Source organism: Novosphingobium album (ex Hu et al. 2023), assembly GCF_022832385.1.
Taxonomy (GTDB): Bacteria; Pseudomonadota; Alphaproteobacteria; order Sphingomonadales; family Sphingomonadaceae; genus Novosphingobium; species Novosphingobium album.
The window spans coordinates 196611-209404 of record NZ_JALHLE010000001.1; the positions used below are offsets into that span (position 1 = coordinate 196611).

Here is a 12794-nt window from a genome sequence, read left to right on the forward strand (position 1 = left end):
ACGGGAGTTTTCCCAAATTTAATGCCAAGAGCTACTTCGCCGTGCGCGCCAGCACTTCGCCCACCTTCTCGCCCAGTTGCTGGACCGAGAACGGCTTGGGCATGAACCAGGCATTGGCGAGGCCGATTTCCTTGCGCAGCTGTTCCTCGGCGTAGCCGGACATGAACAGCACTGGCAGGTGCGGGGCAATCTTGCGGATTTCGCGCGCCATGGCCGGGCCGTCCATCGAGGGCATCACCACGTCCGACACGACGAGGTCGAACTCTCCGCCCTCTTCCACCAGAACCAGGCCTTCCTCGCCATCGCGCGCACTGGTCACTTCATAACCCTGCCGCGTGAGCGAGCGCTCCGCGACGAGACGCACGGGGTCCTCATCCTCGACGAGCAGGATGCGTCCGCCGCCCGCCCACTGGCTGACCGGCGCCTCTTCCTTCGCGGGCGCGGCATCGGACAGACTGCCGGGGACCATATGGTAGACCGGCAGGTAGACGATGAAGCGCGTGCCCCTGCCCACTTCGCTTTCGGCAAAGATGAAGCCGCCCGACTGCTTGACGATGCCGTAGACAGTCGAGAGGCCAAGGCCGGTGCCCTTGCCTTGCTCCTTGGTGGTAAAGAAGGGCTCGAAGATCTTGCCGAGGTGCTCGGGCGCGATGCCGCCACCGGTGTCCTCGACGATCAGCGCGGTATACTCGCCTGCCGGGATAATCTCGCTGCGCATGGCGCGCACATCGGTCGTGCTGACCTTGCGCGTGGCGAGCGTCAGCTTGCCTGCACCGTCCCCCCGAGACTGCATCGCGTCGCGCGCGTTCACCGCAAGATTGACGATGACCTGTTCGAGCTGGGTCGGGTCGGCGCGTACCGGGCCGAGATCACGGTCGTGGCTGACCACGAACTGGATCTTCTCGCCGATCAGGCGGCGCAGCATCTGCGAGACGTCGGCGACGACATCGGGAAGCTGCAGCACTTCAGGGCGCAATGTCTGCTGGCGCGAAAAAGCGAGAAGCTGACGGGTCAGCGAGGCCGCACGATTCGAATTGGCGCGGATCTGCTGGATATCGTCATAGTCCGAATCGCCCGGCGTATGGCGCATCAGCATGAGATCGCAGGTGCCGAGAATCGCGGTCAGCACATTGTTGAAATCGTGCGCGACGCCGCCCGCAAGCTGGCCGACTGCCTGCATCTTGGTAGCTTGTGCCACCTGCCGCTTGAGGCGTGTTTCCTCGGACGTATCAGTCAGGCCCAGCAGCACCGCCGCCTCGCCGAGCCCGCGCACCCCGGCGAGACTGAGAGAAACCGGATCATCAGGCTGGGCAGTGAGACGGATGGCGATGTCACCCGCAGTGGCAGGGCCTTGCGCGAAGCGGCGGATCGCCTCGGAAAGGGCACGCTTGTCCTCGCGCACGACGAGATCAGTCGGATAAGTCGGCGGATCCTGCCTTTCCCGTCCTGCCGCACGCATGAAGGCGGGGTTGGCGAACAACAGGCGCCCGTCGCGATCACCCATGGCAAGGCCCAGCGGCAGCTGGCTGAGCAGCGCCTCGAGATGCGGCACGGCGGCGTTACCGCCTGCGCTGGCTCCGATGCCCTGCCCGGCTTCCACCACCAGCATCAGCGAAGGGGTAGTGTTGGGATCCGGTTCGACTGCCAGATCGGGATCGGCGACCGGCAGGTGGTAGAGCACCAGCGCACCGCCGCGCCCGCCTTCGCGCGCCCAGCCGATGCGCTCGCCCTCGTCCTGGCTGAGCAGCGAGACGAAGTCCTGCCCGGTCATGTCGGCCAGCGCATCGCCCGCCGCACGTTCGGCAAGACCGGTGCTGGCGGCGCGGATCATGCCGTCGGGATCGACCAGTGCAGCGACAATGCCTGCCTTGGCCAGCGCACGGCCGAGCTTGCCGTCGAGCTGACGAACGAGATCGCCAACCAGATCGGCCGCGCTCATCGGCGTTATGCGCCAGACGAGAAAATCGTCCCCACGACCGGCCCGGCGAGCTTCCACCCACCAGCGTTCGCCGTGGCGTCCGGCAATCTCGGCCTCCGCCGCCCCGTCGCGCCAGACGAGCCGCGTGGCGTCCGCCAGACATTCGAGCGAAGCATCGTCCACCGGCAGGCGCGGCGGCGCACTGGCGGCACCGAACCAGGCTTCGTGACAGGCATTGGCGCACACCAGCCGTCCGGCCCGGTCGGTCACCGAAACCGCCGTGTCGGGCCGATCGATCGCCGCCACTGTCACCGACCAGTCGGGCTGCGCGAACTCCGGCTCGGCGGCCGGGGTCGGACGGTGTGAGATCATCCAGGCCAGCGCAGCGAACACCGCCATCGCGGCAACGAAAACCGCCACCAGAACCCCATCACCGGAAACCAGCCAGACCAGTCCGGCGCTCAGGATCAGGGCCAGAGCGACGATCAGCGCATCAGGCAGACGCCGGGTCCGGTCCGGCATGGACTTCATGCAGAGGGATCCGGCGTCACGGGGGTTTTCGGAGAGTCCGGCGCGGTCCCGTGCATCCGGTGGTGCCAGCGCATCCGGCGGGCATGGTGCTTGCGACCGATCCAGAAGCGCCAGAACCACGCCGAGGCCACGTAGCCGATCGAGGCCGCCACGGTGGAAATCACGAAAAGCCCCACCAGCAGCGCGGGCGCTGCATCGGACACCAGCCAGTGCGTCCAGTCACCGATCCCGGCGCCGCGTTCATAGAGCGCATAGAAAGTCGAAACATCGGCGTGATAGCCCAGCAGGTTCCCGATCCAGATCGAACCCGCAAGGATCAGCGGTGTCGTGGCCGGATTGGACAGGAACGTCATCGCGGCGGCGAGCGGGATGTTCCCCCGGCACGGCACACACATCAGCGCCGCCCCGACGATCTGCACGCCGGGAATCAGCGCAAAGATGCCCACCAGCAAGCCCACTGCCACGCCGCGAGGGACGGAGCGGCGGGTGAACCGGAACAGTTCCTGGCGGCGCGCGAAGGGCGCGGTGAAGCGATTCGCTTCAAGCTGCTCGTGCGTCGGCATCTGACTGTGCAGCCAGCGGCCCATGCGGGAGAAAAAGGTGCTCATCGGTTGTCCCGCAAAATCCTGGCCTGATCGCGCTTCCAGTCGCGTTCCTTGATCGTATGGCGCTTGTCCGCCGCGTTCTTGCCCTTGGCAAGCGCCAGTTCGACTTTCGCCCGCCCGCGACTGTTGAAATAGACCGAGAGCGGCACCAGCGTCATGCCCTTGCGCTCGACCGCGCCCTGCAGGCGGGCAATCTCGCGTTCGTGCAACAGCAGTTTGCGCGGGCGCTTGGGCTCGTGATTGAAGCGGTTGCCGTGGCTGAATTCGGGCACATTGGCATTCACCAGCCAGCATTCGCCGTTCCTGATCTCGGCATAGGATTCGGCGATCGAGCCCTCGCCGAAGCGCAGGCTCTTCACCTCGGTTCCGGTGAGCGCGATGCCGGCCTCGAACTTGTCCTCGATATGATAGTCGAACCGCGCCTTGCGGTTCTCCGCTACGGTCTTGACCTTGTCGAATGTGGAATGCTGCGGACGTGCCATGGTGGAGCGCCATGTAGGGATATGCGCACAAAAAGAAAACGGGCCATTCGGCGAATACTGCCTGCAACGAGCCGCCGTGTCACTCGCCCTGCAGATAGACCCCGAGATGCACCAGCCTGTCCGCCTCGTCGAACTCATAGGCCGTGCAGGTCCTGACTATCGTTTCCGAGCCGCCGCGCGGGTGATTGTACTCGGTCAGTTCCATGTAGACGTGATTGCCCGCTTGGCTGATGCGATGGAATTCAGCCCGGAAATCCGACGATGTTGCCCACATCGTCAGCAGATTGCGGTAGATGTCCCAGTCCATCACCCCCATGTCATGGCCAGTGCGGCGGAACTTGTCCGTATCGAGCATGGCGGCCAGTTCATCCCAGTCCGACTTGTCGAGCCCGCCTTCCCGCGCCTGCCTGGCAATGCGCATCAGGCAGTCGCCGTAGTCCAGCACCTTGCGCGCAAATTTGCCCGTCACGGCATCACGGTCCGTCCACGTCAGTGCCGCATCCGAGTTCGCCATGCCGCTTCGTTCCCCTGTGGTTCTACTCTTTTCGATTCACTTCTTTCTGCGAGGGCGCGCACGGGAGCAAGTCTGGAAAGCTTCCGTGTCCAAACATGTACAGGAAATAGATTAAATCCCTGTAACCGGAAGCAAAAAACTGACACACACTGCCTGGATGCGCTACCGCGAAAATCGCGGCTACGCTTCGGGGGACATGGAAAGTGTTGAAATTCATGCGGCCGGTCTCGGCGCTACTGGCGCTTGGGCTGGCATCTTATGCGGCCCCGTCGAATGCGCAGAGCGCGGCGAAAATTCCGCTGGAGGCATACGGCGATCTGCCGAAAGTGGAAGACATGGCGCTTTCGCCGGGCGGCACGAAGGCGGCCGCAATCCGCAACATCAACGGCGAGATGCGGCTCCTCGTAGTGGACGACAAGGGCAAAGTATTGGTCAATGCCTCCGCCGGCACGACCAAGGTGCGCGGCGTGCGCTGGGCTGACGATACGACGGTCCTCGTCACCAACAGTGCTACCATCTCGCTTGGCCCCTATTTCACGGCCTCCAAGTACGAAATGACCGGCACGATCATTGTTGCACTTGATTCTTCGTACAAACCCCGGCTGGTCTTCTCCGGCCGCCGCGACGTTGCCGACACCACGCGCGGCTTTTACGGCATCCGCCACATGGGCGGGCGGACCATCGGCTATTTCGGCGGGATTGCTCTCGATACGGATGTGATGGGCGCCCATTTTCGCCATGGCCGCACGACGCTTTATGCCGTCGACCTGCCCAGCAACAAGGCGCGGATCGCAGCCGGACCGCCAGCCGAAAATCACGGCCGCGACTGGCTGATCGATGCCGCCGGCAGTGTCGCAGCAACGCTCGACATCGAAGATCACTCGGGCAAGTGGACGATCAAGAATGCCCAGGACACCGTGCTCGCAAGCGGCACCGACCCGTCCGGCGACATTAGCCTGATCTGCTTCGGGAAAGACAGTGCGACCGTCCTTTATTCCATTGAAGACGGCGAAGATGTCATTCACTGGTATGAAGTACCGCTAGCTGGCGGGGACCCCGTCGAGTTCCTGCCTGATACCGCAATCGAACGCCTCTATATCGACAGCGAGACCGGCCGGCTTCTGGGCTACCGGACCGCGGGTGAAGATAACCGGACAGTGATGTTCGATCCGGGCGACCAGGCCGCGTTGAACCGGATATTCAAGGCATTCCCCGGAAAGAACGTCCACCTGATGGACTGGACCAGCCGGTTCGCAAAAGTCCTGCTACGCACCGATGGCGAAGAGGACAGCGGCACCTGGTTCCTCGTCGACATGGCCAACCGGAGCGCAGTGCCCGTGGGCGATGAGCGTCCGGCGATATGGGGCAAGGATGTCGGACCAGTTTCCAGCGTCAAATACACCGCCACTGACGGCCTCGAACTGGACGGCGTATTGACCCTGCCCCCGGGCCGCGAGCCGAAGAACCTGCCGATCGTCTTGCTGCCGCACGGCGGTCCACATGCTTCGGACGAGGTCGGGTTCGACTGGTGGGCGCAGGCCTTCGCCTCGCGCGGCTATGCCGTGTTCCAGCCAAATTTCCGCGGCTCCACCGGCCGCGGCGATGCCTTGCGCAATGCCAGCATTGGCGAATGGGGCCGAAAGATGCAGACCGACATCTCCGATGGCCTTGCCGAACTTGCAAAGCGCGGGATTGCCGATCCCAAACGGGCTTGCATCGTGGGCGGCAGTTATGGCGGCTATGCCGCGCTGGCCGGGGTTACCCTACAGCACGGGATTTACCGTTGCTCGGTTGCCGTGGCGCCCGTCGCCGATGTCGATCTGTTCTTTGACACCAAAGTCATCGAAAGCGGCGATTCGCGCATGACAATGCGCTACTGGCGCAGTGAATTGGGCAGCCCCAAGCAGTATGACGAAATCTCGCCCCGCAAGCATGCGCGCGAGGCCGATGCACCGGTCCTGCTGATCCACGGCAAGGACGACACCGTTGTGCCCTTCCAGCAAAGCGCTGTCATGGCAGATTCCCTCAAGGATGCAGGCAAGCCTTACGAACTCTTCACACTCAAGGAAGAGGACCACTGGCTGTCGCGTGCAGAAACCCGCAAGGAGATGCTGAACGCAGCCATGGCTTTTGTGCAGAAGTACAACCCGGCGGACTGATCCGCCGGGCCATCAGGTCACAGCAGCCCGGCGTGCTCCAGCGCCGCATCAACCGCGTCGCGGGCCTTGTCGTTGCAGGCAACCACCGGCAGCCGCACTTCGGGAACCATCCAGTCGAGCACACGCGACATCGCATACTTGACCGGCCCCGGCGAGCAATCCGTGAACATCGCCCGGTGCAGCGGGTGCAGCTTGTCGTTGAGGGCGCGCGCCGCGGTCATGTCGCCCGAGGCACAAGCGGCCTGAAAATCCGCACACAGGCGGGGCGCGACATTGGCCGTGACCGAAATACACCCCACTCCGCCATGAGCGAAATGCGCCAGCGCGCTCTCGTCGTTGCCGGAAAGCTGGCAGAAGTCTTCGCCGATCGCCCGCCGGTAGTCGGAGACGCGGCCGATATCCCCCGTCGCATCCTTGATACCGGCGATCCGCGGCAAGTCAGCCAGCCGGACCATCGTCTCCAGCGAGAGATCCACGATCGAGCGACCCGGAATGTTGTAAAGCACGACCGGGATGCCGATGGCATCATGAATATGCCGGAAGTGCTGGAACAGGCCTTCCTGGTTCGGCTTGTTGTAGTAAGGCGTGACGACCAGCACGGCATCGGCGCCGGCTTCTTCGGCATGGCGGGCGAGCATGACCGCCTCGGTCGTTGAATTCGATCCCGCTCCGGCGATCACGGGAACCCGGCCTGCAGCCACTTCGATACACACGTCGGTAATGCGCATGTGCTCTTCATAGCTGATGGTCGGCGATTCGCCGGTGGTGCCGCAGGGGACCAGCGCAGACGATCCGTTCTCGATCTGCCACTCTACCAGGCGGCGGAAAGCCGGCTCATCAAACGACCCGTCGCGAAACGGTGTGACAAGTGCCGGAATGGAACCGGAGAACATGGACTTTACCCCTGCTGACGTTCAATTATCAGGCCCGTCGGGGATCATCCCCTCCACGTCGGCCGTAACGTTCAGCGCCTGATAAGGAGCCTTCTTCGAAAATGTCCAGCATGTTGCGTCACTCCCCCCTGCTTCTGACGCTTTCGCTAGCGGCGTTCGGAACGCCTGCGCTGGGCGACGAGGGCCGCGAATGGGATGTTGCGCGGGCTCGCTCGATGCAATCGCACGACATGGCGGTGCACCAGTCGATCGACCGCTGGCGCCAGCTCGTGGCCAGCGGCCAGATGGGTTTTTCCGCCTATGCCAGCTTCCTGCTGACTTATCCCGGCTATCCGCAGGAAGCGAAGATCCGCGGATACGCCGAAAACGCGCTGCTGGCCGAATTGCCCGATCCGGGCACGGTGATCGCCTTCTTCGACCGCTATCCGCCACTGACCAGCGAAGCGGCCGGGCGCTATGCCACTGCACTCGCCGCCGTGCGCCGCTTCGATGCGCGCGACAAGGCGGTGGCCGCCTGGCGCCGCGGCGGGCTGACTGCGAACGCGGAAGCCACCCTGCTTTCGCTCTACCGCGACGTGTTCACTCCTGCCGACCACGACGCACGCATGAACGCACTGCTGTGGCAGGGTGAGACCGCGCAGGCGGAACGGCAGATCTCCTTCGTGTCGGCAGCCAGTCGCGCCCTCTTCATGGAACGGCTGGCGCTGCTGCAGGGCTCCGCGCCCGGCAGCCTGGGTCTTGCCCTGCCTGCCAACGCGGCATCGGACCCCGGCTATGTCTACAACCGCGCAGTGCAGGCCCGCAAATCCGGCAACCTGCCGGGCGAGATTACCATGCTGGCCAACCGTCCGCTGCTGGCCGACACTGCGCTCGATCCCGAAAAGTGGGTGAAGGAGCTGCTCACGGCCGCACGCGCGGCCGGCGCCGACAGCGCGGTGAAGATCGCCAGTTCTATCGACGATGCCTTCGCGCCGGGCACCGACATCAGCCGCATGTCGTACCGCCTGCGTGACGACTACACCTCGCTGGTCTGGCTGGGCGGCACCAAGGCCCTGTGGACCCTGGGCGACGCGCGCCGCGCCGCGCCGCTGTTCTACCGTTACGGCGCGGCGGCGCAGACGCCGGGGACCCGCTCCAAGGGCTTCTACTGGGCCGGCCGTGCTCTGGCAAAGGGCGGCGACACGCAGGGGGCCAACCGCTATTTCGAGATGGCGGCGCAATATCCGCAGTATTTCTACGGCCAGCTCGCACTCGAACGCCTTGGCCGCCCGCTGCCGAATCTCGATACCGCACCGCAGGCGGTCCCGACAGCAGCCGAGCGCAAGGCCTTCCTTGCCCGTCCGATCGTCGATGCCGTTCGCGATGTTGCTCGCGACGGGGACTGGCGCACGACCGTCCAGTTCTTCCGTGAAATCGCCGACGATGCCGAAAGCGAAGCCGATCACGTGCTTGTTGCCGACCTCGCGAAGGAAATAGGGCGGCGTGATCTGGCCGTAATCCTCGGACAGCAGGCGCACGCCGACGGCTTCGGCGAGTTCGGCGAGATTGCATTCCCGCTCGTGCCGACGCCGCCGGGCAGCAACTGGACCATGGTCCACGCCCTCACCCGGCAGGAAAGCCAGTTCGCCCAGAATGCCCTGAGCCACGCAGGTGCGCGCGGGTTGATGCAGCTGATGCCCGCCACCGCGCGCGAGCAGGCAGGCAAGATGGGCATGGGCTACAGCGCCGACATGCTGATGAGCGATGCGACGTACAACATCCGGCTTGGCGACGGCTATTTCGGGCGGATGATGGACTACTACGGCGGCGCCACCCCGCTGGCCGTCGGTGCCTACAACGCAGGGGCAGGCAACGTGAACAAGTGGCTGCGCGCCAATGGCGATCCGCGTACCGGTGCGATCGACTGGATCGACTGGATCGAGCAGATCCCGATCTACGAAACCAAGAACTACATCCAGCGCGTGCTGGAAAACGCCGTGGTCTATGAAGCGATGTATCCCGACAAGTCCGACTACAACGGCCCGAACAAGCTCAGCCACCTGATGCCGGGCAAACGCACGCCGGGGTAAGGACCGGCTGCGTGCGGACAAGTTCAGGCACGCCTTTCAATGGCAGCTTTTGCCGACATTGCTGCCATTGAGCCTTGACCTGCAATCACTGGGCTTGGGAACATGTGGAGCATAATTCGAAGACCGTGGTTTGGGCTTGCAGCAGCAGCGATAGTCGCGGTTTTAGCCATCTTCCTGCCTACTGAAAGGCAATGGCTTCTCGGGCTGGCAGCGTTCGGGGCATTGTGCGGCACCATCGATTGGGTTTTCCAAACGCCGGAAGGCCCAGACAGCTAGCCCCGAACTTTCCCCTTGCTCAACCAACGGGTCCATGCGTCCGGGAAGCAGCCGGCCACTCAGGCAGGAATGCCCAAGCCTCAGGTATAGGACCGGTGAACTTGCGCTTGCCGTGCCGTAATACGCTTTGCGAGGTAGCGCCCCATGGCGATCCCCGGCAGTTCCACCCAACGATACATCGCAAAACTGGCGCAAAGCGTCAGCACCAGCGCGGCCAATATCCGCAGAAGGGCGTTTTCGACCCACCAGGTCAAAACGATCGCGGGCCCGTGAAGCATGTAGATCGAGAAACTCACCTTGCCCAAACGCGCCAGGAACGCCGTGACGCGTCCGGTGCTCCGGCCGCGAGCCAGCGCAACGGCCGTAAAGTAAATCGCCGGGGCAATGAGCCAGGGCCAGAACGATTGGGCCAAGGTAATGTCGGGATGCGTGAAGTATCCAAATGCGACGAGATTCGCGATCATCATCGCGACAAGGAACACCGCAATCCAGGCCACCATCCGCCGCGACGAGATCTCCCCGACTATCCAGCGGTAGCTCTGGGCCCCGATCGTGGCGGCATAGAGCATTCCCAGCCGGCCCAGCGGCGCGCGGTGCCCGCTTGCCAGCGAAGCAACCGTGACGACAATGATCAGGACGGTTGCGGCCTTGCACAGCATGTCGATCGAGCGTTCGCGGCGCCACCACCAGCAAAGGGCGAATGCTCCGTACCAGGCGAATTCCAGACTGAGAGTCCAGGTCACACCCAGAAAGGGCTCAACCTTCACATAGTCCTGAATCAGGAGAAGATTGGCCGCCCAGGCTTTCCATCCCGCCGTCCACATCCACGACAAGTGATAGGGAGGAACAATCGAGGGCAGGAGCAGCATCACGGCATAGCAGAACAGCACGCCGGGAAAGATCCGGAAGATCCGGCGCAGCGCGAATTTCCGCAAGTCGAAATGTCCGCGCACGGACAAGGGCATGACAAAGCCGCTGATCACGAAGAACAGCACAACGCCAAAAACACCGGGTGAAATAGCCGGTGGAATAGCTTGGAAAAAGGCCGAATTGGCACTTTCAAAAGAATGCTGCACGAACACCGCCAGCGCCGCGATGAGCCGCAGCGCGTCCACCCACTCGTAGCGGCCGCCATCATCCGGACGAACCGGTCTCTCAGCCTCAGTTATTGAAGGCAATGACTCACTCCTGCGCCAGCCCGAGCAAGCTGCTTTGCCCCCAATTTCGGCAGCACTGCAAGGGTGCCGTTTGAGGTAATCAGGAATCCCCATCACCACAGCTGGGTACACCGGGCGGGGCTTGGCCGCCTGCGCCTCGCCGCGTAAGAGGCCGGGATGAAACCCGCCGGTCCCCCCATCACTCCCGCAGGCATGGCCGCCCTGCGCACCCGCTACGACCACTTGCTTGGCAAGGAACGGCCGGAAATCGTCGAGATCGTCTCGTGGGCTGCGGGCAATGGCGACCGGTCGGAGAACGGCGACTACCTCTATGGCCGCAAGCGGATGCGCGAGATCGACCGCGAACTCGCCCACCTCGCGCGGCGGATGAAGGCGCTGCGCGTGGTCGATCCGGCGCGGCAGGAAGAGCGCGACAAGGTCTTCTTCGGCGCCACCGTCGAATTGGCGGACGAGGACGACGCGCGCATGACCGTCACGCTGGTCGGTGACGACGAACAGGACGCGTCGGCCGGAAAGATCGGCTGGAGCGCGCCCCTCGCCCGCGCGCTGCGGGGCGCCGGGATCGGCGACCTGCGCACAGTCCGGCTTCCCTCCGGCGAGAAGGAATGGGAAGTCATGACGATCGAATATCCGCCCATCTGACGGTTTTGCGTTCAATCAAAGTTCAATGCGTCATCACCGCGGTACACCACCCCCCCAGTGAACAGTACTGTTGATTAACAGCTTGTGATGGGAGCGGAGCAGTGAACGAACTGAGCAAGGTCAAAACGGCCGCGGACACGGCCCCCGAGCCGGTCGTCATTCCGGTTGAAGCCTATATTTCAGAGGAATACGCCCGCGCCGAGCGCGACAAGCTGTGGCGCAAATGCTGGCTGCAGGCCGGCCGCGTGGAGGATCTGCCCGAGGTCGGCAGCTACATCACATACGAGATCCTCGACGACTCGGTGCTGATCGTGCGCGTCGCCGAAGGCGAGGCCGCCAATGGCGCGGATGGCAGGATCAAGGCCTACCGCAACGTTTGCACCCACCGCGGCCGCCGCCTTGTCGACACGCCCAAGGGCGAGCGCAATGCCCACGGCAAGCGCATGAACTTCGTCTGCGGCTTCCACGCCTGGACTTTCGAGCTGGACGGCTCGTGCAGCTATATCCAGTCGAAGCAGGACTGGGGCACGAAGCTGTGCGACGAAGTGACGCGGCTGGGCGAAGTGAAGATCGACACCTGGGGCGGCTTCGTGTGGATCAACCTCGATCCCGGGGCCGAGCCGCTCCGCGACTACCTAGAACCCGCCGCAACCATGCTCGATCCCTTCCAGCTCCAGAACATGCGCCCGCGCTGGCGCAACTGGACGGTGTTCGACTGCAACTGGAAGGTCGCGCTCGAGGCCTTCAACGAGACCTACCACGTCCCCGGCACGCACCCCGAATTCACTGAGTTCGGTGACTTCACCGGCTGGGGCCGCCCGCAAGGCAAGCATAGCCACATCGGCTACGACACCGGCGAAGGACCGAAGGAGAACGCCTCCAAGCTGCGCCTCGGCGCGGGCGATCCTCGCACTACGACCGCGCAGATGCAGAAGTACACCTGGGAAGGCGTCAACACCAACACCACAAAGACGCTGGTGGACGTGGCCCAGACGCTGCCCGACGTGCTGCCCGAAGGCACCTCGGCCGCCGAAGTTCTGCGCTACTGGCTGGATACGGCGCGCGAGATCGACGCCGGGCGCGGCGTAATCTGGCCGGATGTCAATCCGTCCCACGTCGCCGCCAGCGGCACGTCATGGCAGATCTTCCCGAACCAGCAGATCGGCCACGCGGTGAACAACATGCTCTGCTATCAGGCCCGGCCCTACGGCTACGATCCCGGCAAGTGCATCTTCGAAGTGGCCGTTTACGAACTTTACCCCGAAGGCGAGGAGTCGGACACGCAATGGCAATACGCGGATCCGGCCGACTTCCCGCACGTGCTGCTGCAGGACTTTTCCAACATGGCCGCCGTGCAGCAGGGCATGAAGATGGCGGGCTATGCCGGTAACATTCCCAACCCCAAGGCCGAAGGCGCGGTGATCAGCCTGCACCGCAATCTGGCGCGCTACATGGGCACGGGCGAGCCGAAGGATCTCGAATGAGAACGGGAAAGCCCCGTGCCGCCATCAGCCCACGGGGCTTTCC

The 12794-nt window shown here is 63.8% G+C and carries 10 protein-coding genes; 4 read left to right on the plus strand and 6 right to left on the minus strand.

Going from position 1 to position 12794, the window contains the following annotated elements:
* Positions 1-31: 31 nt before the first annotated feature.
* The 4 genes from MTR64_RS01010 to MTR64_RS01025 form a co-directional block, all read right to left on the minus strand.
* The gene (locus tag MTR64_RS01010; protein WP_243989868.1) at positions 32-2449 is read right to left on the minus strand and encodes a PAS domain-containing sensor histidine kinase; all 2418 of its coding nucleotides are present in this window, start codon (positions 2447-2449) and stop codon (positions 32-34) included.
* Complete coding sequence (locus MTR64_RS01015) at positions 2446-3057, minus strand: DUF2062 domain-containing protein (protein WP_243989870.1); 612 nt, start codon at positions 3055-3057, stop codon at positions 2446-2448. Before MTR64_RS01015 ends, MTR64_RS01010 begins: the two co-directional genes overlap by 4 nt.
* The gene (smpB, locus tag MTR64_RS01020; protein WP_243989872.1) at positions 3054-3536 is read right to left on the minus strand and encodes an SsrA-binding protein SmpB; all 483 of its coding nucleotides are present in this window, start codon (positions 3534-3536) and stop codon (positions 3054-3056) included. The genes MTR64_RS01015 and smpB overlap by 4 nt, the downstream gene beginning before the upstream one ends.
* A 79-nt stretch (positions 3537-3615) precedes the next feature.
* Positions 3616-4050 (minus strand): nuclear transport factor 2 family protein, encoded by a 435-nt coding sequence (locus MTR64_RS01025; protein ID WP_243989874.1) that lies wholly within the window; start codon positions 4048-4050, stop codon positions 3616-3618.
* 203 nt (positions 4051-4253) lie between these two features.
* Between MTR64_RS01025 and MTR64_RS01030 the strand changes: the two genes are divergently transcribed.
* Positions 4254-6209 carry an alpha/beta hydrolase family protein gene (locus MTR64_RS01030; RefSeq protein WP_243989875.1) on the plus strand — a complete coding sequence of 652 codons (1956 nt, stop codon included), beginning with the start codon at positions 4254-4256 and terminating at the stop codon, positions 6207-6209.
* Positions 6210-6226: 17 nt separating this feature from the next.
* Here MTR64_RS01030 and dapA read toward each other — a convergent pair whose 3' ends face one another.
* Positions 6227-7102 (minus strand): 4-hydroxy-tetrahydrodipicolinate synthase, encoded by an 876-nt coding sequence (gene dapA / locus MTR64_RS01035; RefSeq protein ID WP_243989876.1) that lies wholly within the window; start codon positions 7100-7102, stop codon positions 6227-6229.
* A 101-nt stretch (positions 7103-7203) separates the two neighbouring features.
* Here dapA and MTR64_RS01040 point away from each other — a divergent pair, with 101 nt between their 5' ends.
* A complete protein-coding gene (locus tag MTR64_RS01040) occupies positions 7204-9171 on the plus strand; it encodes a lytic transglycosylase domain-containing protein (RefSeq protein ID WP_243989877.1) in 1968 nt (655 codons plus the stop codon).
* Positions 9172-9527: 356 nt separating this feature from the next.
* Here MTR64_RS01040 and MTR64_RS01045 read toward each other — a convergent pair whose 3' ends face one another.
* Positions 9528-10847, minus strand: coding sequence for an acyltransferase family protein (locus tag MTR64_RS01045; RefSeq protein ID WP_243989880.1), 1320 nt, complete (start codon positions 10845-10847; stop codon positions 9528-9530).
* Between MTR64_RS01045 and greB the strand changes: the two genes are divergently transcribed.
* Both greB and MTR64_RS01055 read left to right on the plus strand, forming a co-directional pair.
* Positions 10782-11267, plus strand: coding sequence for a transcription elongation factor GreB (gene greB, locus MTR64_RS01050; protein ID WP_243989882.1), 486 nt, complete (start codon positions 10782-10784; stop codon positions 11265-11267). The genes MTR64_RS01045 and greB overlap by 66 nt on opposite strands.
* Positions 11268-11368: 101 nt before the next feature.
* Entirely contained in the window at positions 11369-12751 is a 1383-nt protein-coding gene (locus MTR64_RS01055) for an aromatic ring-hydroxylating oxygenase subunit alpha (protein WP_243989884.1), read from the plus strand.
* Positions 12752-12794 lie beyond the last annotated feature (43 nt).

Excerpts from the sequence above, each read along its gene's own strand:
- MTR64_RS01040 (WP_243989877.1), top strand. The coding sequence starts at position 7,204 with ATGTCCAGCATGTTGCGTCACTCCCCCCTGCTTCTGACGCTTTCGCTA.
- dapA (WP_243989876.1), bottom strand. The coding sequence starts at position 7,102 with ATGTTCTCCGGTTCCATTCCGGCACTTGTCACACCGTTTCGCGACGGG.
- MTR64_RS01025 (WP_243989874.1), bottom strand. The coding sequence starts at position 4,050 with ATGGCGAACTCGGATGCGGCACTGACGTGGACGGACCGTGATGCCGTG.
- MTR64_RS01010 (WP_243989868.1), bottom strand. The coding sequence starts at position 2,449 with ATGAAGTCCATGCCGGACCGGACCCGGCGTCTGCCTGATGCGCTGATC.
- smpB (WP_243989872.1), bottom strand. The coding sequence starts at position 3,536 with ATGGCACGTCCGCAGCATTCCACATTCGACAAGGTCAAGACCGTAGCG.
- MTR64_RS01015 (WP_243989870.1), bottom strand. The coding sequence starts at position 3,057 with ATGAGCACCTTTTTCTCCCGCATGGGCCGCTGGCTGCACAGTCAGATG.
- greB (WP_243989882.1), top strand. The coding sequence starts at position 10,782 with ATGAAACCCGCCGGTCCCCCCATCACTCCCGCAGGCATGGCCGCCCTG.